General features: G+C 36.1%; 24 protein-coding genes and 1 tRNA gene. 3 read left to right on the forward strand and 22 right to left on the reverse strand.

The window, feature by feature from the left end:
* From BAQ46_RS05945 to BAQ46_RS06000, 12 genes are all read right to left on the reverse strand, one after another.
* A tRNA-Lys gene (locus BAQ46_RS05945) sits at positions 1–72 on the reverse strand.
* Positions 73–212: 140 nt separating this feature from the next.
* On the reverse strand, positions 213–1,502 hold the full coding sequence (locus BAQ46_RS05950; protein ID WP_000100224.1) for an adenylosuccinate synthase: 1,290 nt from the start codon (positions 1,500–1,502) through the stop codon (positions 213–215).
* Positions 1,503–1,717: 215 nt separating this feature from the next.
* Entirely contained in the window at positions 1,718–3,079 is a 1,362-nt protein-coding gene (dnaB, locus tag BAQ46_RS05955) for a replicative DNA helicase (protein WP_001286244.1), read from the reverse strand.
* A gap of 27 nt (positions 3,080–3,106) precedes the next feature.
* Positions 3,107–3,553: a 50S ribosomal protein L9 gene (rplI, locus tag BAQ46_RS05960; protein ID WP_000864231.1), complete on the reverse strand. Its 447-nt coding sequence runs from the start codon at positions 3,551–3,553 to the stop codon at positions 3,107–3,109.
* Positions 3,550–5,523: a DHH family phosphoesterase gene (locus BAQ46_RS05965; RefSeq protein ID WP_071741781.1), complete on the reverse strand. Its 1,974-nt coding sequence runs from the start codon at positions 5,521–5,523 to the stop codon at positions 3,550–3,552. Before BAQ46_RS05965 ends, rplI begins: the two co-directional genes overlap by 4 nt.
* Positions 5,524–5,601: 78 nt before the next feature.
* On the reverse strand, positions 5,602–6,537 hold the full coding sequence (locus tag BAQ46_RS05970) for a YybS family protein (protein ID WP_071741782.1): 936 nt from the start codon (positions 6,535–6,537) through the stop codon (positions 5,602–5,604).
* A gap of 80 nt (positions 6,538–6,617) precedes the next feature.
* On the reverse strand, positions 6,618–6,851 hold the full coding sequence (gene rpsR / locus BAQ46_RS05975) for a 30S ribosomal protein S18 (protein ID WP_000918873.1): 234 nt from the start codon (positions 6,849–6,851) through the stop codon (positions 6,618–6,620).
* Between the two features lie 45 nt (positions 6,852–6,896).
* Entirely contained in the window at positions 6,897–7,418 is a 522-nt protein-coding gene (gene ssb, locus BAQ46_RS05980; RefSeq protein WP_000981967.1) for a single-stranded DNA-binding protein, read from the reverse strand.
* A gap of 26 nt (positions 7,419–7,444) precedes the next feature.
* Entirely contained in the window at positions 7,445–7,735 is a 291-nt protein-coding gene (gene rpsF, locus BAQ46_RS05985; RefSeq protein WP_001233779.1) for a 30S ribosomal protein S6, read from the reverse strand.
* Between the two features lie 191 nt (positions 7,736–7,926).
* On the reverse strand, positions 7,927–9,027 hold the full coding sequence (ychF, locus tag BAQ46_RS05990) for a redox-regulated ATPase YchF (protein ID WP_000524669.1): 1,101 nt from the start codon (positions 9,025–9,027) through the stop codon (positions 7,927–7,929).
* A 115-nt stretch (positions 9,028–9,142) separates the two neighbouring features.
* Complete coding sequence (locus BAQ46_RS05995; RefSeq protein ID WP_000436051.1) at positions 9,143–9,340, reverse strand: DUF951 domain-containing protein; 198 nt, start codon at positions 9,338–9,340, stop codon at positions 9,143–9,145.
* Positions 9,341–9,360: 20 nt separating this feature from the next.
* A complete protein-coding gene (locus BAQ46_RS06000; protein ID WP_000382911.1) occupies positions 9,361–10,242 on the reverse strand; it encodes a mechanosensitive ion channel family protein in 882 nt (293 codons plus the stop codon).
* A gap of 259 nt (positions 10,243–10,501) precedes the next feature.
* On the opposite strand from BAQ46_RS06000, the gene yyaC reads away from it, so the two are divergent.
* Entirely contained in the window at positions 10,502–11,098 is a 597-nt protein-coding gene (gene yyaC / locus BAQ46_RS06005) for a spore protease YyaC (RefSeq protein WP_001020719.1), read from the forward strand.
* 20 nt (positions 11,099–11,118) lie between these two features.
* Here yyaC and spo0J read toward each other — a convergent pair whose 3' ends face one another.
* The 10 genes from spo0J to rpmH form a co-directional block, all read right to left on the reverse strand.
* Positions 11,119–11,970 carry a stage 0 sporulation protein Spo0J gene (spo0J, locus tag BAQ46_RS06010; protein WP_001051838.1) on the reverse strand — a complete coding sequence of 284 codons (852 nt, stop codon included), beginning with the start codon at positions 11,968–11,970 and terminating at the stop codon, positions 11,119–11,121.
* Complete coding sequence (soj, locus tag BAQ46_RS06015) at positions 11,963–12,724, reverse strand: sporulation initiation inhibitor protein Soj (protein ID WP_000516114.1); 762 nt, start codon at positions 12,722–12,724, stop codon at positions 11,963–11,965. Before soj ends, spo0J begins: the two co-directional genes overlap by 8 nt.
* Before the next feature lie 189 nt (positions 12,725–12,913).
* Positions 12,914–13,786, reverse strand: a complete 873-nt coding sequence (noc, locus tag BAQ46_RS06020; RefSeq protein ID WP_000799029.1) for a nucleoid occlusion protein — start codon at positions 13,784–13,786, stop codon at positions 12,914–12,916.
* A 104-nt stretch (positions 13,787–13,890) separates the two neighbouring features.
* Positions 13,891–14,610 (reverse strand): 16S rRNA (guanine(527)-N(7))-methyltransferase RsmG, encoded by a 720-nt coding sequence (gene rsmG / locus BAQ46_RS06025; protein ID WP_001019621.1) that lies wholly within the window; start codon positions 14,608–14,610, stop codon positions 13,891–13,893.
* Positions 14,611–14,631: 21 nt separating this feature from the next.
* A complete protein-coding gene (gene mnmG / locus BAQ46_RS06030) occupies positions 14,632–16,521 on the reverse strand; it encodes a tRNA uridine-5-carboxymethylaminomethyl(34) synthesis enzyme MnmG (protein WP_000541033.1) in 1,890 nt (629 codons plus the stop codon).
* Between the two features lie 46 nt (positions 16,522–16,567).
* Complete coding sequence (gene mnmE / locus BAQ46_RS06035; protein ID WP_000393773.1) at positions 16,568–17,944, reverse strand: tRNA uridine-5-carboxymethylaminomethyl(34) synthesis GTPase MnmE; 1,377 nt, start codon at positions 17,942–17,944, stop codon at positions 16,568–16,570.
* A 226-nt stretch (positions 17,945–18,170) separates the two neighbouring features.
* Positions 18,171–18,788, reverse strand: coding sequence for an RNA-binding cell elongation regulator Jag/EloR (gene jag / locus BAQ46_RS06040; RefSeq protein ID WP_000022804.1), 618 nt, complete (start codon positions 18,786–18,788; stop codon positions 18,171–18,173).
* A complete protein-coding gene (gene spoIIIJ / locus BAQ46_RS06045; RefSeq protein WP_000727751.1) occupies positions 18,785–19,552 on the reverse strand; it encodes a YidC family membrane integrase SpoIIIJ in 768 nt (255 codons plus the stop codon). The genes jag and spoIIIJ overlap by 4 nt, the downstream gene beginning before the upstream one ends.
* 52 nt (positions 19,553–19,604) lie before the next feature.
* On the reverse strand, positions 19,605–19,952 hold the full coding sequence (gene rnpA, locus BAQ46_RS06050) for a ribonuclease P protein component (RefSeq protein ID WP_000726630.1): 348 nt from the start codon (positions 19,950–19,952) through the stop codon (positions 19,605–19,607).
* A 76-nt stretch (positions 19,953–20,028) separates the two neighbouring features.
* The gene (gene rpmH / locus BAQ46_RS06055; RefSeq protein WP_000831901.1) at positions 20,029–20,163 is read right to left on the reverse strand and encodes a 50S ribosomal protein L34; all 135 of its coding nucleotides are present in this window, start codon (positions 20,161–20,163) and stop codon (positions 20,029–20,031) included.
* Between the two features lie 565 nt (positions 20,164–20,728).
* Here rpmH and dnaA point away from each other — a divergent pair.
* On the forward strand, positions 20,729–22,069 hold the full coding sequence (dnaA, locus tag BAQ46_RS06060; RefSeq protein ID WP_000428025.1) for a chromosomal replication initiator protein DnaA: 1,341 nt from the start codon (positions 20,729–20,731) through the stop codon (positions 22,067–22,069).
* Positions 22,070–22,247: 178 nt separating this feature from the next.
* Positions 22,248–23,387 (forward strand): DNA polymerase III subunit beta, encoded by a 1,140-nt coding sequence (gene dnaN, locus BAQ46_RS06065; protein WP_001212896.1) that lies wholly within the window; start codon positions 22,248–22,250, stop codon positions 23,385–23,387.
* Positions 23,388–23,508: the final 121 nt, after the last annotated feature.

Below are 23,508 nucleotides of genomic sequence, written 5' to 3' on the forward strand. Positions count from 1 at the left end.
GAGCCATGAAGGACTCGAACCTTCGACCCTCTGATTAAAAGTCAGATGCTCTACCAACTGAGCTAATGGCTCATACTCACCAACGTCATATTTTCGTGACGACAAGATGTATCATAACATGTTTTATTTATTTTTTGCAATACCTTTTTTTATTTTTTATAAAAAACAAGAAAAAACTCATGCGGACATGAGTTTTTTCTTAAAAATATCAATTAAGCTTCGTATACGTTACGAACGATATTCGTTTGGTTACGATCTGGTCCAACTGAGAACATAGATAATTGAATTCCTGTTAACTCAGAAACACGTTCTACGTATTTTCTTGCATTCTCAGGAAGTTCGTCTAATGATCTTACACCAGTAATATCTTCTGTCCAACCTGGAAGCTCTTCGTATACAGGCTCACATTTCGCTAAAATGTTTAAGTTTGCTGGAACTTCATCGATAACTTCGCCATTGTATTTGTAAGCAACACAAATCTTAAGAGTTGGAATACCAGTTAGAACGTCGATAGAGTTTAATGATAAATCTGTTAAACCACTAACACGACGCGCATGTCTTACAACAACGCTATCAAACCAACCTACGCGGCGTGGACGACCAGTTGTCGTTCCATACTCACGACCAACTTCACGAATTTGATGACCAATTTCATCATGAAGCTCAGTAGGGAACGGACCATCACCTACGCGGCTTGTATATGCTTTACATACACCTACAACGCGAGTAACTTTTGCAGGGCCAACTCCAGTTCCAACTGTTACACCACCAGCAATTGGGTTAGAAGATGTAACGAACGGATACGTACCGTGGTCGATATCAAGCATAACACCTTGTGCACCTTCAAATAATACACGGTGATTATTATCTAATGCATCATTTAATACAACAGACGTATCACACACATATTGCGCGATTTGTTGTCCGTACTCGAAGTACTCTTCGAAGATTTCTTCTACACTGAAACCTTCTGTATCGTACATTTTTTCAAACAAACGATTTTTTTGTGCTAAATTGCGCTCAAGCTTCTCTTTAAATGCTTCACGGTCTAAAAGATCAGCCATACGAATACCAATACGAGCAGCTTTGTCCATGTATGCAGGACCGATACCTTTTTTCGTTGTACCGATTTTGTTATCACCTTTACTTGCTTCTTCTAACTCATCTTGTTTTAAGTGATAAGGCAAAATAACGTGCGCACGGTTACTTACGCGTAAATTATCAGTACTTACACCACGATCGTGTAAGTATTTTAACTCTTCAAGTAATGCTTTCGGATCTACTACTAAGCCGTTTCCGATTACACAAATTTTCTCTTTATAGAAAATACCAGATGGAATTAAGTGTAATTTATATTTAACTCCGCCAAAAACAATTGTATGTCCTGCGTTATTTCCACCTTGATATCTTGCAACTACTTCCGCATGCTCAGAAAGAAAATCAGTGATTTTACCTTTTCCTTCGTCGCCCCATTGTGTTCCTACAACTACTACTGAAGACATTATTAAAGCACCTCCGCAATTTTCAAACGATCTATTCAAACAATATAATTGTACCAAAACCGAAAAAGAAGTCAACCAAAAAGCGAACATTTTTTTATCAAAAAACTTTTTCGTTCGTAAGAATTATATTTTCACACTATGAAAGCCTTATCTTTTCTATAAAAAAAAAGAAACACATCTTATTATAAGAAATGCGTTTCTTTTTTATACTATCGTTATGCCGGCGGCGCATGTCCATCTTCGAAACGACGTTCTAAGTTAACGAACTTATTGAACTCTTTAACGAATGCGAGCTCTACTGAGCCTACTGGACCATTACGCTGCTTTGCAATAATAATTTCAATCGTATTTTTATTTTCCGTTTCTCGGTCATAGTAATCTTCACGATATAGGAAGGCTACGATATCGGCATCCTGCTCGATACTTCCCGATTCACGAATATCAGACATCATCGGACGTTTATCTTGACGAGATTCTACACCACGAGATAACTGTGACAAGGCAATAACAGGAACTTGTAATTCACGCGCAATCCCTTTTAGTGTACGAGAAATCTCAGATACTTCCTGCTGACGGTTCTCCCCTGATTTCCCACTTCCTTGAATAAGCTGTAAGTAGTCAATCAAGATCATACCAAGACCCTGTTCTTGTTTTAATCTACGACATTTTGCTCGAATCTCATTTACTTTAATCCCCGGCGTATCATCAATATAAATACCAGCATTAGAAAGGCTACCCATTGCCATCGTTAATTTCGCCCAATCATCAGAAGTTAACGATCCGGTACGAAGTCTTTGTGCATCAATATTCCCTTCTGCACAAAGCATACGCATAACAAGCTGATCAGCACCCATCTCTAGACTAAAAATCGCTACATTTTCATCCGTTTTCGTTGCTACGTTTTGTGCGATATTTAATGAAAATGCCGTTTTACCTACCGACGGACGTGCCGCCACGATGATTAAATCATTTCGCTGGAATCCTGCCGTCATCTTATCTAATTCAGTAAATCCAGTCGGTATCCCGGTCACTTCACCTTTTTGATTATGCAAAAGTTCGATTTTATCGTAAGCATCTACAAGAACGTCTTTAATATTTTGGAATGCTTTCGCATTCGTCTGATGAGATACTTCTAATATTTTTTTCTCAGCCTCATTTAAAAGACCATCCACATCATCTTCTCTCTCATATCCATCAGACACAATATGAGTCGCCGTTCGAATTAAACGACGTAACAGTGCTTTTTCAGCGATGATTCTTGCATAATACTCTACGTTAGCAGCAGTTGGAACAACTTCTGCTAATTCTGCTAAGTAAGAAACCCCACCAACTTCTTCTAGTAATCCTTGATCAGCCATTGCTGACGTCATCATTACTAAGTCAATTGGCTCCCCCTTATCAGATAGCCCAAGCATGACTTCAAAAATCTTTTGATGTTTCGTTCGATAAAATGAGTCAGGTACTAATAGTTCCGATGCCGATGTTAACGCATCCTGATCAATCAATATAGCACCTAAGACTGCCTGCTCAGCTTCTATATTATGCGGAGGGGTACGATCAGCCATTACATCACTCATACGCAATCCTCCTTGCTTAACTTAGTTTTATTGTTCACTAACATGAACTTTTACTGTTGCTGTTACTTGCGGATGCAATTTCACAGTAACGTTTGTATAGCCTAAGGCACGAATTGCATCATCCATTTCAAATTTACGCTTATCAAGTTTAATATTGTGAGATTTTTGCATTGCATCTACGATTTGTTTACTTGTGATTGAACCGAATAGACGGCCACCTTCTCCAGATTTAGCCTTTAATTCTACAGTTAATTTCTCTAACGTTTCTTTTAATTGTTTTGCATTTTCAAGCTCTGCTGCTGCATCTTTTTCTTCTTTGCGCTTTTGAGCTTCTAAAGTTTTCATACTGCTATTCGTCGCTTCAGCAGCTAATCCTTGTTTTAGTAAGAAGTTATTTGCATAACCATCTGGTACGTTTTTTACTTCCCCTTTTTTCCCTTTACCTTTTACGTCTTTTAGAAAAATTACTTTCATGATTGTGTGCCTCCCTGTAAATAGTCATCAATAACAAATCGAAGCTTCTCCTCAGCTTCATCTACTGTAACATTTTTCATTTGTGTGGCTGCATTCGTTAAATGCCCGCCACCACCTAAGTTTTCCATAATTAGCTGCACATTCACTTCACCTAAAGACCTGCCGCTAATTCCAATGAAATTCTCGCCACGTTTTGCAATAACAAATGATGCAATAATTCCTGTCATTGTTAATAATGTGTCCGCTGATTGCGCAATAAGCACTTGATCGTAGTAATCATCGCTATCAACTGTTGCAATCGCAATTCCATTTTTATAAATGTACGCATTTTTAATAGCTTTTGCAACCCGTAAATACTGATCCATATCTTCTTTTAAAAGCTCTTGTACAAGTACAGTATCTGCACCGTGTGAGCGTAAATAAGAAGCAGCATCAAACGTACGAGCACCTGTCCGGAATGTAAAGCTTTTCGTATCAACAATAATACCTGCTAATAATGCTGTTGCTTCTAACATTGTCATTTTTAAATTTTTCGGTTGGTATTCAAGTAATTCCGTAACAAGTTCCGCCGTGGAAGAAGCGTATGGCTCCATGTAAACAAGCAATGGATCTTCAATAAAATCTTCTCCTCGGCGATGATGGTCAATAACAACTACATTTTCAATTTTGCGTAACAGCTTTTCTTCCATCACCATTGAAGGCTTATGCGTATCAACAACAACAAGTAATGAATCATCATTTGCAAATTCTATCGCTTGTTCTGGTGTAATAAAGTGAGACCATAACTCTTCATTTTGTTTCACTTTATCCATTAAACGCTTAATTCCCTTATCAGAATCATTTTCATCGAGCACAATATATCCTTTGCGCTCATTTAATTGCGCTACCTTTAAAATACCAATCGCAGCACCAATTGCGTCCATATCAGGAGCCCTATGCCCCATTATAATGACATTGCTACTTTCTAATACTAAATCCTTTAATGCATGCGAAATCACTCTGGCACGTACACGAGTACGTTTTTCCACCGGATTTGTCTTACCACCATAAAACTTAACTTTACCTGTCGCTTGTTTAATAGCTACTTGATCTCCACCACGCCCAAGCGCAAGGTCTAGACCTGATTGAGCCATCGCCCCAAGCTCGGATAAAGGTAAATCACCTGATCCAACACCTACACTTAATGTAAGTGGTATATTCCTTTTGGATGTTTCTTCACGTACTTGGTCTAGAATACTAAATTTCCCTTTCTCCATCTGCGCTAAAATACTTTCATTTAGTACAACGAAGAATCTTTCCGAAGATGCACGTTTTAAATATGCCCCATACTTAACGGCCCATTCATTTAGACGGGATGTCACAAGACTTGTTATATTCGTACGTAATTGATCATCTAATCCTTGTGTAACTTCATCATAATTATCTAAATAAATGACAGCTAAAACAGTACGTTGATCCTCGTACATCTTTTCAATCTCTGTTTGTTCTGTTACATCAAAGAAATAAATTAACTTTTCTTCTTTCCTTACAAAGACACGAAACTTTCGATTATTTAAAGAGACTATATCATCGGATGTTTCTCCCTTAATAAAAAGAAGTAACGTTTCTGATACATCATAAAGGTGCCATCCAGCTAATGCATGCTGCCCCAGACATGAAGATAAATAAGGATTTGCCCAATCAATCCCATAATCCTTATTGTATAACAAAATACCAATCGGCATCTGGTTAAATGCCTCATTACTCACTTTCTTTACCCTTGTAATCATATCTGTCGTATGTTTTTCAAAATTCTTTTGGAAAGTAAGTTCAAATCGTACAACAACAAAAAGGACGATACAAAAAATAAAGAAGGAGACTATCCCCATTAGTAAATGAAAATAACAGAGGATTGAAATGAGCACAAACACAAAAAATGCCAATACGTAAACAGGATATAAAAACCACTGTTTCTTATAAAATTCAGGCATGTATACAACTCCTATAAAGTAAAACTAACTTATCTTCCAGTTAGTAATACAGATTAAAATAGTATAAGGAATATTATTTTATCCTCCTATTTTAGAACGCAATGAAATCCCTAAATCAATTATACCTAAGATTGTCACAAGAGGAAACAGCATCGGGATAAACATGCAGGCGATAAAACTAATAATAGGAACCCCTTTCGTAAAACCTTTGCTATGCGCCAGAAAAGCGATAAACGTCAAACCTTGCAGCACGAGTAGTAAAGCAAATATGACATATAGGTTAGAAAATACCATATGTAAATATGATGTCGGTTCTACTTTTATAAAAGTTGATAGCAAAATAAATATAACGTAATACCAAACAATACTCTTTGGTAATTGTATATCTTTGAACTTAGGCCAAGGTATAACATCATGCTTTAGCTTTCTTAAAGCACTACCTGATATTATTATGGTAATCCAAGAAAGACATACAGAAACCATCACAAGTATACTCGGGAATACCGCTTGTAATATATCATTCATTTGTACAAATAACTCTTTTTGCTCTTTACTAATCGGCATACCAGCAACACTTGCTATCTTTTCACTTTGCACTATGCTTTTATTAAACATATTTTGTATTTGCTTTATAAAATCTATGTTAAAAAACTTTATACTGGCAACATAAATTAGCATAATACTGATTAAGTATGCAAGTGAACCGGTTATTAAAATCTCCAATGGCTTTCTTTGTTTTTTATACATGCACCCTAAAACAATACCCATCAACCCAAATACGACCGTCTTTACTAGACCTATCGGCTGACTTACAAAAACAGCAATTAAAAATGCAGCCGTAAAAATTACAAATGCATTCGATAATTTATATCTTATCGTTAACAATATAAATGGCAACGGCAACGCAAACGTTACAACTGTACCTAAAATCGGAACATACATAGATATAAACAATAACATTACATATATAGCCAACAACGCGGCTCCTTCAGTAATAAATCTCGCTTGCTTCACATTTTAACCTCTCTTTCAAAAAAGAAAAGCATAGCAAAATGCACAGTAGAGTCCGACTCTACTGTGCATTTCATACGCTATTATTCACCAACATATGGTAAAAGTGCCATTTGACGAGCACGTTTAATTGCAACTGTAAGTTTGCGTTGGTATTTTGCGCTTGTTCCTGTTACACGACGAGGTAAAATTTTACCACGCTCAGAAACGAAACGTTTTAATAAATCAACATCTTTATAATCGATGCGAGTGATGCCGTTAGCTGTGAAGAAACACACCTTACGACGTTTCGCACGTCCACCTTTGCGTCCTGCCATGTCTATTTCCCTCCATTCTTTGTTAAAACTAACAAATTTACTGTATTAGAACGGTAAATCGTCGTCGGAAATGTCGATCGGTTGACCTACATTTGAAAATGGATCGTCATTCTTCGTAAATCCAGAGTTTCCTTGGTTACCTTGGTTGCCTGAATTACTAGATTGACCAAATGGGTTAGAGCTTTGGTTACCGAAACCAGCTCCTGATGGTTGCTGATTAAATGAACCACGTTGCTCCCCACCGCCATTACGCGGCTCTAAAAATTGTACGCTTTCCGCAAGAACTTCTGTTACATATACACGTTTACCATCTTGTCCCTCGTAATTACGAGTTTGAAGACGCCCATCTACGCCTGCTAAGCTACCTTTTTTCAAATAATTTGCTACGTTTTCTGCTTGTTTACGCCATATTACACAATTAATAAAGTCAGCTTCACGCTCACCTTGTTGATTCGCAAATGCGCGATTCACAGCTAACGTAAAAGTAGCTACTGCAACACCATTGGGCGTGTAACGTAAGTCAGGGTCCTTAGTTAAACGACCAACGAGGATAACACGATTCATCAATCGAACCACTCTCCCTTATATATCAATTATTTTTCTTCTTCTTTAACAACGATATGACGAAGGATATCTTCGTTGATCTTAGCTAAACGATCGAATTCGTTAATCGCTTCTGCGTTAGCATTCACGTTTAAGATCATGTAGAAACCTTCACGTAAGTCGTTGATTTCGTAAGCTAAACGACGCTTACCCCACTCTTTCGTGTTAATGATTTCTGCACCATTGTTTGTTAAAACACCTGCAAAACGTTCAACTAAAGCTTTTTGAGCTTCTTCTTCAACGCCAGGACGAATGATGTACATAATTTCGTACTTTCTCATTACACTTTCACCTCCTTTTGGTCTAAACGGCCCGTAATGGGCAAGGAGCAATTAATTTATAGTAATTACTCACGAGTTTAGATTATATCATAGTAAGTTAGATGAATCAACTCACCCATACATAAAAAACTTGGCAAACACATAATATATTTGCCAAGTTCATATCTTTATTTTTCCTAGGAAATATTAAATTAAACGTTGAAACGGAAATGCATAACGTCTCCGTCTTTTACGATATACTCTTTTCCTTCTAAACGAACTTTACCAGCTTCTTTTGCAGCTGTCATAGAACCGTTTGTCATTAAGTCTTCGTAAGAAACTGTTTCTGCACGAATAAATCCACGCTCAAAGTCTGTATGAATTACGCCGGCACATTGTGGTGCTTTCATACCTTGTTTGAACGTCCATGCACGTACTTCTTGCACACCTGCTGTGAAGTAAGTAGCAAGTCCTAATAAATCATATGCAGCACGAATTAATTGATCTAAACCAGATTCCTCAATGCCCAGTTCTTCAAGGAAGACTTTTTTCTCTTCCTCGTCTAGCTCAGCAATTTCTGATTCGATTTTTGCACATACAACGATTACTTGAGAATTTTCATTTGCAGCAAATTCTTTTACCATTTGTACGTATTTGTTTTCAGAAGGATCGATAACATCGTCCTCGCTTACGTTTGCTACGTATAACATTTCTTTCGTTGTCAGTAAATGAAGACCTTTAACAATCTTCATTTGCTCTTCTGTAAATTCAACAGTACGAGCTGGTTTACCCTCTTCAAAAGCTTCTTTTAAACGTACTAAAATTTCATGCTCATATACTGCTTCTTTATCCTTTTGTCTTGCTAATTTCGCAACACGTTCGATACGTTTATCAACAGATTCTAAGTCTGCTAAGATTAGCTCTAAGTTGATTGTTTCAATATCATCAATTGGGTCTACTTTACCTGAAACATGCGTAATATTTTCGTCTTCAAAACAACGAACAACTTGGCAAATTGCATCTACTTGGCGAATGTGAGATAAGAATTTATTTCCTAAACCTTCACCTTTACTCGCACCTTTTACGATACCTGCAATATCAGTAAACTCAAATACAGTCGGAACAGTTTTTTTCGGTTCTACTAATTCCGTTAATTTATTTAAACGCTCATCTGGTACTTCTACAATTCCTACGTTTGGATCAATTGTACAGAATGGATAGTTTGCAGATTCTGCTCCTGCTTGTGTAATTGCATTAAATAAAGTGGACTTCCCTACGTTAGGTAATCCAACAATCCCAGCCGTTAATCCCATATTTTTCACTCCTATGTCTCAATCTTTCATCATTATAGATAGTAACGAAAAAAATGACAAGTTTCCTCCAAACGAAAAAAAGTAACAGCTACCCACTGTAACTGTTACTTTCTCTCTATTCTTCGTGCTTCACAAGTATTTTTTTCACCTTACGATCAAACTCTCTTCGAGGAATCATTACTGAATGGTCACATCCCTCGCACTTAATGCGGATATCCATTCCCATACGAATAATCTTCCAACGATTCTCCCCACATGGGTGGGCTTTCTTCATTTCCACAACATCGTACAAGTTATACTGCTTTTGCTCCATTCTCCAAACCCCTCTCCATATTAAATTGCTTTTCCACTCACTAACTCTTCACGATTATATAAAACCATACGTGGATATGGAATTTCAATACCATGTAAATCTAGACGATTTTTAATTTCTTTACGAAGTGCCCTTGCAATAACTGCATGTTGCATCGGCTCTACTTCTGCAATAACACGTAATATAACTTCTGATGCAGCTAATGTTTGCACGCCTAATAACTGAGGCGTTGTTACCATTTGCTCATATTGTGCAGGTAATTCTTCTAATAATTCTTCAATGACTTGCTCTGCTTTTGCTATATCAGCCTCATACGAAATAGATACGTCAACAAATGCTACACTATTACTAACTGAATAGTTGGTAACCTGAACAATACTTCCGTTTGGTAAAGTATGAATTTCACCTGTCCAACTTTTCACTTTCGTTGTACGAAGTCCAATTTCTAAAACGACACCTTCAAACTGACCAATTTTCACATAGTCACCAACTGAAAATTGATCTTCTAACAAGATAAATAACCCTGTAATAACATCTTTCACTAAACTTTGAGCACCAAATCCGACTGCTAAACCAATTACCCCAGCACCGGCTAATAAACCTGATGCATTAATATTAAACACACCTAAAATCGCAATTAACATAATGAACATAACAACGTATGCCACAATATTTTCAAGTAACTTCGCTACTGTAACTGTACGACGTTCTGAAATTTGAATTGGAGAACGACTTCCCATACGAAACGCATTTCGTACAACCGCTCTTGCAATTCGCACTACAATTGCACCAATTGTTAAAATGATACATATTTTTAATGTCGCAATTCCAATATGAGCCCAACGATCAGCATCTAATAAATACTGTTTCGTAGCATTAAACCACTTCGTTAATACATCCATGTACCTCTACCTCTCCAGCCAAAATTTCTTTTTAGTTATCCTTCTTATTGTATCAGAAGTCTCCTAATTGCTGAAAAAATTTTATGTCTTTAATTCCATTTGTTAACCGCCATGCAGGTATAAAATGGAACGAATATATATATACTAGTACTATTATTTCCGTTCTCACTTAAGTTTTACAGCAAGTACGCACTTATAGTTTTCCATTTTACTCACCATATAACATATTTTGAAAATTTATTAAAAGGATGGGTGCTTCATGAATATTGGAAGTTTTCGCTTACCTTTTTTCGAAAAAGAAACTCAAAATGTTATGCACCAAGATTTAGAAGCCTCCGAGACAATTAGTAACTTCTTACTTTCCCATATCCCTATTAAAACTCATATACCAATCATTCTCGTTTGTATCGGAACAGATCGTTCCACGGGAGATGCACTCGGTCCGTTAGTCGGTACGAAACTAGAACAAGTAGAAATTACAAACTTCCAAGTGTTCGGCACACTAGATGATCCAGTACATGCGCTAAACTTAGAGGAAAAAATTCAGAATATACAGAAAGACAATCCTACTTCATTTATAATTGCGGTTGATGCCTGTTTAGGAAAGTCTCAAAGTATCGGTTCCATCACTACCGGAATGGGACCTAGTAAACCCGGAGCTGCTATGAACAAGAAATTACCAGCAGTTGGTGATTTACATATTCATGGCATCGTAAATCTAAATGGTTTTATGGAGTTTTTCGTCCTGCAAAATACAAGATTAAGTTTAGTTATGAAAATGGCTGATGTAATTGCACAAAGCATAAAAGAAACAGACCAAAAATTATCTGTATTAAAAAAAGCAAACCATCTATAAATAATAAGATGGTTTGCTTTTTAGTTTTGCTGCGCTAATAATTCTAAAATACGATTTAAATCTTCTTTATTGAAAAATTCAATTTCGATTTTACCTTTTTCCTTTTTTGTTTCTTTAATTTTTACCTCTGTGCCAAACTTTTCTCTTAAGAACGTTTCGCGTTCTACGAAAAATATGTTTCTCTCTTTTTTTACTTGTTTTGTTTCACGTGAAACGCGTTGATTAATCTCCTGAACAATTTTCTCTAATTGACGAACATTTAATCCTTCTTTTTCAATTCGTTTCAGTAAAGATTTCAACTGCTCTTCATCTTTTATCGTAAGTAAAGTTCTCCCATGAGCCATTGAAAGTTGACCGTTTGCAATCATATCTTGCACAAAAGAAGGGAGGCTTAATAATCGCGTATAGTTTGCAATGTAAGGTCTACTCTTACCAAGACGTTTTGCTAATTGTTCTTGCGTCACATTTAGCTCATTCATTAACATTTGATATGCCATTGCTTCTTCCATTGGATTTAAATCTTCTCGTTGTAAGTTTTCAAGCAATGCAAACTCCATCATTTGCTGCTCATTTAATTGTCTTACAACGGCAGGTACTTTTTCGAGTCCCGCTTCTTTAGCAGCACGATATCTTCTTTCACCTGCAACAATTTCATATCCTTTAATACTCTTTCTAGCAATTAATGGTTGTAATATGCCGTGCTCTTTAATAGAGGCCGATAATTCCTGAATCGCCTCTTTATTAAAGTGTTTACGTGGTTGATATGGATTCGGTCTTAATTCAGTTATCGTAATCTCCTGAATTGTCTCTTCTTCTTTCACATCTAAATCAGGAAAAAACACATTGATTCCTCTTCCTAATCCTTTAGCCACCTGCAATCACTTCCTCTGCTAAATCTATATATACTTCTGCCCCTCTTGATTTAGCGTCATACTGCATAATTGGTTTCCCATGACTTGGTGCTTCACTCAAACGAACATTACGAGGGATAATCGAACGGTATACTTTATCTCTAAAGTATTTTTTCACTTCATCTATAACCTGAATCCCTAAATTTGTACGGGCATCTAACATTGTTAGCAATACGCCTTGAATTGCTAGATTTTTATTTAAGTGCTTTTGCACAAGTCGAACTGTATTTAATAGCTGACTTAACCCTTCTAGTGCGTAATATTCGCATTGAACAGGAATAATAACAGAATCTGCTGCAGTTAATGCATTAATCGTTAATAACCCTAAGGACGGGGGACAGTCGATAATAATATAATCATATTCATCTCGAACTGGCTGTAATGCCCTTTGCAAACGTACTTCCCGGGAAATAGTCGGTACCAATTCAATTTCAGCACCTGCTAATTGAATTGTAGCGGGTAGAACATCTAAGTTTTCAGTTGCGGTTTTCTGTATAACCCCTTGAACATCTGCATCTTCCACAAGAACATTGTAAATACATTGATCTAATTCGGATTTTTCAATTCCCACACCCGTCGTTGCATTTCCTTGAGCATCAATATCTACAAGAAGGACCTTTTTACCTACTTGTGCCAATCCAGCCCCTAAATTAACAGATGTTGTTGTTTTTCCAACGCCACCCTTTTGATTGGCTATAGCAATGATTTTTCCCATGATGTCACCTACTTTCAACCTTTCTATCTTATTCTAGTAACAATTACGTTTATTGTAACATGAAATAAAAGTTTTTCTTTTACGTCCTTATTAAACTTCAAAATTTATTTGTAAACTCCTTCTTCATCTAACAAGAAAATATAGTAAAAGAGACCTATCCAATAGGATCAGGTCTCTAGCACACCATTATTATTTTTTCTTCGGAATTTGAATTGTAATTTGATAGTACTCGTCAAACTCTTCTTCCTCAGAATTAACATTTAAACCACTGTCAGCAACCATTTGTAATGACTGCCTAATTGTATTCATGGCAATTCTCGTATCTCGACTTACTGCTTTTTGCTTTGCCTTACGCTTCGGTTTTGCTTCCTCTAGTAATTTCGCAATTCGTTCCTCTGTTTGCTTTACATTCAGTTGTTTCTCCACAATTTCCTGTAAAACCTTCAGTTGTAATTCCTCATTCTTTAAAGGGATGAGCGCACGGGCATGGCGTTCTGTAATACTTTTTTCTAATAACGCATTTTTTATTTCTTCAGGCAACTTTAACAATCGCAACTTATTTGCGATTGTAGATTGTCCTTTTCCGAGTCTTTGTGCCAATGCTTCTTGCGTTAAATTATGTAACTCAATTAGCTTTTGATATGCCACAGCTTCCTCGATTGCTGTTAGTTCCTCACGTTGCAAGTTTTCAATTAAAGCCACAGAAGCTGTTTCTGTATCATTTAAGTTTTTTATAATTGCAGGAACCTTTTCCCACCCTAACTTTGTTGCTGCACGGAAACGCCTTTCTCCAGCAATAATCTCGTACTTCTCATCCTCATATTGCCTCACAACAATTGGCTGAATAAGTCCGTGTGTACGAATCGTTAATGCTAGTTCCTCAATACGCGCGTCATCAAAAACTGTTCGTGGTTGATAACGGTTAGGGGTAATATTTACTATCGGAATTTCTTGTATTTCTTCATATACCTTTTTATCTATTTCTTCATGGCTTTCGTCTTGTAATTCGAATTCGCTCTCTTTATCTCCAAAGCCAAATAAACGAGAAAACGTATTTTTCATACATATTCCACCACCTTTAGGCCTATTGACTATTCTCCATAAAATGTTTCCTATGAAACATTTACGTTTTCATTTATATAATTTAATCTTACGTCTAATAAGATTTATTTTTCAATAGGTAATTTATTGGGTGTTCCCGGTTTGCGTGGATATTTCTTTGGTGTCTTGCGCTTTTTCTCGATTAATAAAATATTACGTTCACTTTCTTCAAATGGTAATTGGAACGTAGACATTTCTTTTAAATCCCCGCCTAGCACCTCTAAAGCATACTTGCCATTTTCAATTTCTTCGTTTGCTGCAGCACCTTTCATTGCAATGAATGTTCCCCCAACTTTTACAAGTGGTAAACACAGCTCACTTAATACTGAAAGACGTGCGACTGCACGTGCCATTACAATGTCGTACGCTTCACGTACACCTTCTTTTTTTCCAAATGTTTCAGCACGATCATGACAAAACGCGACGTCACTCAATTCCAACTTTTGTGCTAAATGATTTAAGAAATTAATACGTTTTTGCAATGAGTCTACAATCGTCACTTTTAAATGCGGGAAACAGATTTTTAAAGGAATACTTGGGAATCCAGCTCCTGCGCCAACATCACAAATTGAGAATGGTTTTGAAAAATCGTAATAAAAAGCAGCTGTAATGGAATCAAAAAAGTGTTTTAAATATACTTCCTCTTTTTCCGTAATAGCCGTTAAATTCATTTTTTCATTCCATTCTACTAATGTTTCGAAGTAGATTTCGAACTGCTCTAACTGTCTAGAAGAGAGGGTGATACCCTTCTCTTCTAGCATAGATTGAAATTGTTCTATGTTCATCTAACAATATCTCCTTACTATTTATTGGTTCGATACTCGCGCAATTTTTCCTTGTTCAATATACACAAGTAAAATGGAAATGTCTGCTGGATTTACGCCCGATATACGTGAAGCCTGCCCCACTGAAAGTGGACGAACATCTTTCAATTTCTGTCTAGCTTCTGATGCAAGGCTAGAAATCGCATCATAATCAATATCGACAGGAATTTTTTTACTTTCCATCTTCTTCATACGCTCTACTTGCTGTAAAGATTTTTCGATATATCCTTCGTACTTAATCTGAATTTCAACTTGTTCTGTAACTTCATCACTTAATTCTACTTCACTTGGTACTAAAAGATGGATATGCTCATATGTCATCTCTGGACGACGTAATAAGTCACTTGCACGTATTCCATCTTTCAATTCACTTCCACCAATATTGCGAATTAATTCTTGAACTTCAGGACGTGGTTTAATAATAATGCTACTTAAACGTTCCTTTTCCTGTTCAATTTGTAATTTTTTATTTGTAAATCGCTCATAGCGTTCTTCTTTAATTAATCCAATTTCATGACCAATTTCAGTTAAACGAAGATCCGCATTATCATGGCGTAATAATAGACGATACTCTGCACGAGACGTTAATAAACGATATGGTTCATTCGTCCCTTTCGTTACAAGATCATCAATTAAGACACCAATATAAGCATCCTCACGACCTAAAATAACTTCTTTTTTACCTAAAGAACGACATGCTGCATTAATTCCGGCCATAAGCCCTTGTCCTGCTGCCTCTTCGTAACCAGAAGTTCCGTTAATTTGTCCTGCTGTATATAAATTTTTAATTTTTTTCGTTTCAAGTGTTGGCCATAGTTGCGTTGGCACAATTGCATCATATTCAATTGCATAACCTGTACGCATCATTTCAACATTTTCTAGACCAGGGATTGTTCTAAGCATATCACGCTGTACGTCTTCTGGTAAGCTTGTGGATAAACCTTGTACGTACACTTCTTGTGTGTTACGTCCCTCTGGCTCTAAGAAAATTTGATGACGTGGTTTATCATTAAACCTTACTACTTTGTCTTCAATTGAAGGACAATATCTAGGACCTGTTCCCTTAATCATACCAGAATACATAGCTGAGCGATGTAGGTTTTCATCTATTAAACGATGTGTTTCCGTACTTGTATACGTTAACCAACATGGAATTTGATCCATAATAAACTTTGTCGTTTCAAAAGAGAAAGCGCGTGGCTTATCGTCACCTGGCTGAATTTCTGTTTTACTGTAATCAATCGTATTACTATTTACGCGCGGAGGTGTACCTGTTTTAAATCTAACAAGATCAAATCCAAGCTCCTCTAAATGTTCCGATAAAGTAATAGATGGTTGTTGATTATTTGGACCACTCGAATATTTTAAATCTCCCATAATAATCTCACCACGTAAAAACGTACCAGTCGTAATTACGACTGTTTTTGCTGTATATTCAGCACCAGCTTGCGTAATTACCCCTTTACATTCGCCATCTTCAACGATCAAACGCTCTACCATTCCTTGGAACAACGTTAAGTTTGGTGTTTCTTCAATTGTTTTCTTTAATTCATGCTGGTAAGAGAACTTATCTGCTTGTGCTCGAAGTGCACGTACAGCTGGCCCTTTACCTGTATTTAACATACGCATTTGAATATGCGTTTTATCAATGTTGCGTCCCATTTCTCCGCCTAATGCATCAATTTCACGAACAACAATCCCTTTTGCTGGTCCACCAACAGAAGGGTTACATGGCATAAACGCTACCATATCTAAGTTAATTGTTAACATTAATGTTTTGGAGCCCATTCGTGCTGCCGCAAGACCAGCTTCACATCCTGCATGACCTGCACCGATTACTATGACATCGTATGAACCGGCATTGTATCCCATTGTTTATTCCTCCTAATAATCTCTATCTTTCTGAAACATCACTATATTATTTTCCTAAACAAAATTGAGAGAACAACTGGTCAATTAAGCTCTCATGAACGGTGTCACCAGTAATTTCACCAAGTATTTCCCACGTTCTTGTTAAATCAATCTGCACCATATCAATTGGAACACCATTTTCTATCGCCTCAATTGCATCTCCAATTGTTTTTCCTGCTTGTGTTAATAATCCAATATGTCTCGCGTTAGAAACATATGTTACATCTGCAGAATCAATTGTTCCTTCAAAGAATAAATCAGCGATTGCCGTTTCAAGCTCATCTATTCCCTGTTCCTCAATTAACGACGTTGTAATAACACGATTCCCCGCTGCTAATTCTATAACACGTTCCATATCAATTGCTTGCGGTAAATCTGTCTTATTTACAATAACAATGAAATCTTTTCCTTGTACGGCACGGAATAGATCTTCATCCTCATTCGTTAAAGCTTCGCTATAATTAACGACAACTAACACTAAATCAGCTTGACTCATCATTTCTTTTGAACGCTCTACACCAATTCGTTCAACAACATCTTCTGTTTCACGAATTCCGGCCGTATCTATAAGTTTAAGTGGTACACCACGCACATTAACGTACTCTTCAATAACATCACGAGTTGTTCCTGCAATATCAGTTACAATTGCCTTTTTCTCCTGAACGAGACTATTTAATAGCGATGATTTCCCAACATTAGGTCTACCAATGATTGCAGTAGCAATACCTTCACGTAAAATCTTTCCTTGCTTTGATGTTTCTAATATTTTTGCAATTTCAGCACGAACATGTGTAGCTTTCTCAATTAAAATATTATGTGTCATTTCTTCCACATCATCATATTCCGGGTAATCTATGTTTACCTCAACATGAGCTAACGTTTCTAATATATCCTGACGCAGACGGCCGATTAATTTAGATAATCGTCCTTCCATTTGATTAATCGCTACGTTCATTGCTCGATCTGTTTTTGCACGGATTAAGTCCATAACAGCTTCTGCTTGTGATAAATCAATACGGCCATTTAAAAAAGCACGTTTTGTAAATTCACCAGGCTCCGCTAATCGTACTCCTTGCGCTAAAATAAGCTGCAATACTTTATTTACCGAAACAAGCCCACCGTGACAGTTAATTTCTACTATATTTTCACGTGTAAAAGTCCTCGGTGCACGCATAATAGACACCATTACTTCTTCAATAACCTGATTTGTATCTAAATCAACAATATGACCATAATGAATTGTGTGAGAAGGAACCTCTGTTAAATCCTTCCCTTTAAAAATACGATTAACCTTTTCAACCGCATCATCCCCACTTACTCGAACAATGGCAATTGCACCCTCTCCAAGCGCTGTGGAAATCGCGGCAATTGTATCAAATTCCATGTCCTTTCACCTCACTTGCTTATTTATCTCTATTTCAACATGATTATTTTCTTCACTAAATTATTAGAATACCATAACGAACCTATCTACAAAAGAATAATAACTCATTTTATTATGTCCTTATGTAAAAAACACTAAACTTATTCACAGTGGATAAGTTTAGTGTTTTTTAGTTATCCACACCTATTTTTCCCTCAAAAAAACCGGCACTCAATTGAGTAACCGGTCACTTGGAAGATATTACAACATGTCGATGTGGTTCTTTTCCTTCAGAAGTTGTAATGATATTTTGATGATTAGATAATGCTTGGTGGATAATCTTTCGTTCAAAAGATGGCATAGGCTCCAATACAACTCTTTTTTTCGTACTTACTACTTGTTTGGCTAATCGATAAGAAAGTGCTTCTAGCGTAGCTTTTCTTTTACTACGATAATTTTCAGCATCTAATGTGATACCAATGTACTGCTTCGTATTACGATTCGCCACAAGTTTTGTTAAATACTGTAAAGAATTCAAGGTATTCCCTCTTTTTCCAATCAAAACACCCACATTTTCGCCGTAAATTGTAAATTCAACTTCGCGTCCTTTTACAATTTTACTAATCTCAGCTTCCACACCCATATCGTGAATAACATTTTTTAAATATTCTTCACATTCTTGAATTGGATCTTTCTTCAATACAACTTCTACTACTGCAGGTCGGTTCCCAAATAAACCTAAGAACCCTCTCTTACCCTCATCGATAATATTTATATCTACTCGGTCTTTTGAAACATTTAATTGTCTTAAAGCATCCTGTACTGCCAGCTCGACTGTTTGTCCTTTAGCAGTAATTATACTCACTTGCTTGATCCTCCTGCCTTACTAGCCTTAATTTCCGGCCCTTTGATCAAGTACATTTGAGCGATACCAAAGATATTACCAACAACCCAGTAAAGTGATAATGCAGCTGGGAAGTTAATTGCAAAGATTAAAATCATGATTGGCATTAACCAAATCATCATTGCCATTTGCGGATTTTGACCAGCAGTTCCTGCCATTGCAAGTTTTTGCTGAATAAATGTCGTAATTGCCGCAACAACCGGTAAGATATAGAACGGATCTGCTTGTCCTAAGTCGAACCATAAGAATGTATGCTTACTAATTTCTGATGTTCTCATAATCGCATGGTAAAACGCGAATAAAATAGGCATCTGAACAAAGATTGGTAAACATCCTGCTAATGGATTTACACCATTTTTTTGATACAACTGCATCATTTCTTGTTGTAGTTTTTGCTGCGTTGCTTGATCTTTAGAGCTATATTTCTCTTTTAACTTCACCATTTCTGGTTGTAACGCTTGCATTGCTTTCGTACTCTTCGTTTGTTTAATCATTAATGGTAATAATGCAAAACGAATGATAAGAGTTGTAACAACAATCGCTAAACCGTAATTACTACCAAATAAGTTGGCAAAATACGTAATTAACTGAGAAAGCGGGTATACGAAGTATTCATTCCAAATTCCAGTGCTTTTTGGTGTAATTGGCTGATTTACTTCACTACAGCCAGCAGTAATCGCCATTAATACAACAACCATGGCTAGTAAACCTAATTTCTTTTTCAAAGCCTACTCCTCCTTGTATCGGTATGTATATAGTGTAATTCATTTCCTTACGCTACTTTTTTATTCTTTTCATACCAGAGCGTTTAAAGACATGAATTAAGCTTTTCTTTACTTCTTCATATGTCATCTCTGCACAAGGCTTCCTTGCTATTATAACAAAATCTTTTCCAGAATCTATCTCATCTTTTAATTCTGTGATCGACTGGCGAATCATACGTTTAATTCGGTTACGCACTACTGCATTTCCTATTTTCTTGCTGACAGAAAGGCCAATACGAAAGTTTGGCTGCTCTTCTTTATCTAGTTGATACACAACAAATTGACGATTCGCAGTCGATTTTCCTTTTTGAAAAACCGTCTGGAATTCATCATTCTTTTTTATACGATGTTTTTTCTTCATATCAATTGACACTCCTGTAGTTCATCAGCGGAAATTCACTATTATTAGAAAAAAAGACCACTGAACGATCAGTGGTCTACGCAGATAATACTTTTCTTCCTTTACGACGACGAGCTGCTAGCACTTTACGTCCGTTCGCTGTGCTCATACGGCTGCGGAAACCATGTACTTTGCTGCGCTTACGTTTATTTGGTTGGTAAGTTCTTTTCATTATATGACACCTCCCTGAGGAATATCTGTTAAAGACAGTCTTATAAATTATAGTTAATCAACTAGGAAAATGTCAATGGTTCTAGAAATTTTCATCAAATATTCATTTTGAACCTATTCACATACTTTTTCACAGACGCTATATTTCCTTGTGGATAAATGTTTTTTTCTGTTTTTTATATCCACAAACTCTTTTCGTACTTTTACACAGTATATCGTGTTGTGGACAAGTTTATTCCACAAGGTATTGATTTTGTGGATAACTTTCTTAATTTCATTGCTATAGCTACTTTTTTTTGATATTATAGTTGTGTTTTCACTTTGAATAAGTTTTCCACATCATTATCTTATCCACAATTTGTGTATAACATGTGGACAGTTTTAATCACATGTGGGTAAATGATTATCCACATTTGCTTTTTTTGTCGAAAACCCTATCTCATATACAAACGACGTTTTTAGGTTTTAAAATACGTTTCGTATAAATATACATTTTATATTTATTTAGGTTGTACATTTGTTGCGCAACCTTATTCTTTTACCATCTTAGTAAAGGAGGGACACCTTTGGAAAACATCTCTGATTTATGGAACAGCGCCTTAAAAGAACTAGAAAAAAAGGTCAGTAAACCAAGTTATGAAACATGGTTAAAATCAACGACCGCACATAATTTAAAGAAAGATGTATTAACAATTACGGCTCCAAATGAATTCGCCCGCGATTGGCTAGAATCTCATTATTCAGAGCTAATTTCAGAAACACTTTATGATTTAACAGGGGCAAAATTAGCTATTCGCTTTATTATTCCCCAAAGTCAAGCCGAAGAGGAGATTGATCTTCCTCCTTCTAAACCGAATTCAGCACAAGATGATTCTAATCATTTACCACAGAGTATGCTAAATCCAAAATATACGTTTGATACGTTTGTTATTGGCTCTGGTAACCGTTTTGCTCACGCTGCTTCATTGGCCGTAGCCGAAGCGCCAGCTAAAGCATATAATCCCCTCTTTATTTATGGGGGAGTTGGACTTGGAAAGACCCATTTAATGCATGCAATTGGTCATTATGTAATTGAACATAACCCAAATGCCAAAGTTGTATATTTATCATCAGAAAAATTTACAAATGAATTCATTAATTCTATTCGTGATAATAAAGCTGTCGATTTTCGTAATAAATACCGCAATGTGGATGTTTTATTGATAGATGATATTCAATTTTTAGCGGGAAAAGAACAAACTCAAGAAGAGTTTTTCCATACATTCAATGCATTACACGAAGAAAGTAAACAAATTGTAATTTCCAGTGATCGGCCACCAAAAGAAATTCCAACTTTAGAAGATCGTCTTCGTTCTCGCTTTGAATGGGGACTCATTACGGATATTACGCCACCAGATTTAGAAACGCGGATTGCAATTTTGCGCAAAAAGGCAAAGGCTGAAGGACTTGATATACCAAATGAGGTCATGCTTTATATTGCAAATCAAATCGATTCAAATATTCGTGAACTAGAAGGTGCACTCATCCGAGTTGTAGCTTATTCATCTTTAATTAACAAAGATATTAATGCTGATTTAGCAGCCGAAGCACTTAAAGATATTATTCCAAATTCTAAACCAAAAATTATCTCCATTTATGATATTCAAAAAGCTGTAGGAGATGTTTATCAAGTAAAATTGGAAGATTTCAAGGCGAAAAAGCGAACGAAATCAGTTGCCTTCCCTCGCCAAATTGCAATGTATTTATCACGTGAACTGACAGACTCCTCCTTACCTAAAATAGGTGAAGAATTTGGTGGACGTGATCATACAACAGTTATCCATGCTCATGAAAAAATTTCTAAGCTACTTAAGACGGATACGCAATTACAAAAGCAAGTTGAAGAAATTAACGATATTTTAAAGTAGTAGCTGAATAGTGTGAATAACTTTCCTTGTTTTACGCACAGTCTATCCACATGTAGATAGACTGTTTTTACATCCTTTAACAGGGTTATCCACATATCCACAAGCCCTATTACTATTACTACTATTTTTTATCTTTATTAATTAAATAAAATCTTATACTTACCGGAGGTTTTTCTTTATGCGTTTTACAATACAAAAAGACTATCTTGTAAGAAGTGTACAAGATGTAATGAAGGCTGTTTCTTCTCGTACAACAATTCCGATCCTTACGGGGATTAAAGTTGTCGCTACAGAAGAAGGAGTTACATTAACAGGAAGCGATGCTGATATTTCAATTGAATCTTTCATTCCAGTTGAAGAGAATGGAAAAGAAATCGTAGAAGTGAATCAATCAGGAAGTATTGTTTTACAGGCTAAATATTTTAGTGAAATTGTAAAGAAGTTGCCTAAAGAAACTGTAGAAATTTCTGTGGAAAATCATTTGATGACAAAAATAACTTCTGGAAAATCAGAGTTTAATTTAAATGGTTTAGATTCTGCAGAATATCCATTGTTACCACAAATTGAAGAACATCATGTTTTTAAGATTCCAACGGATTTACTTAAACATATGATTAGACAAACTGTATTTGCAGTTTCCACTTCTGAAACAAGACCAATCTTGACAGGTGTAAACTGGAAGGTATATAACAGCGAACTAACTGGCATTGCTACAGATAGTCACAGACTAGCTCTTCGAAAAGCAAAAATTGAAGGCATTGCAGATGAGTTCCAAGCAAATGTTGTTATTCCAGGAAAAAGTTTAAATGAATTAAGCAAAATTCTAGATGAGTCTGAAGAAATGGTAGATATCGTTATTACGGAGTATCAAGTATTATTCCGTACAAAACATTTATTATTCTTCTCAAGATTGTTAGAAGGAAATTACCCTGATACAACTCGCTTAATTCCAGCGGAGAGCAAAACAGATATTTTTGTAAATACAAAAGAATTTTTACAAGCAATTGATCGTGCATCTCTTTTAGCAAGAGATGGTCGTAATAATGTTGTAAAATTATCAACTTTAGAGCAGGCAATGCTAGAAATTTCCTCGAATTCACCAGAAATCGGAAAAGTAGTAGAAGAAGTTCAATGTGAAAAAGTAGATGGAGAAGAGTTAAAAATATCTTTTAGTGCAAAATATATGATGGATGCACTAAAAGCATTAGATAGTACTGAAATTAAGATTAGCTTTACTGGAGCAATGAGACCATTCTTAATTCGTACAGTAAATGATGAATCCATTATTCAATTAATTTTACCGGTTCGTACTTACTAAGTAAGAAATAAGGGTTGCTAGTTTTCAGATGCTAGTAGCCCTTATTTGATTTTTGGGTATTACTTTCCTAATGCTAGTTTATTTAGTACAATGAAAGAATGAACACTTTCAGAAAGTGAGC

Origin of the sequence: Bacillus paranthracis (assembly GCF_001883995.1) — a bacterium.
In the GTDB taxonomy this organism is placed as follows: Bacteria; Bacillota; Bacilli; order Bacillales; family Bacillaceae_G; genus Bacillus_A; species Bacillus_A paranthracis.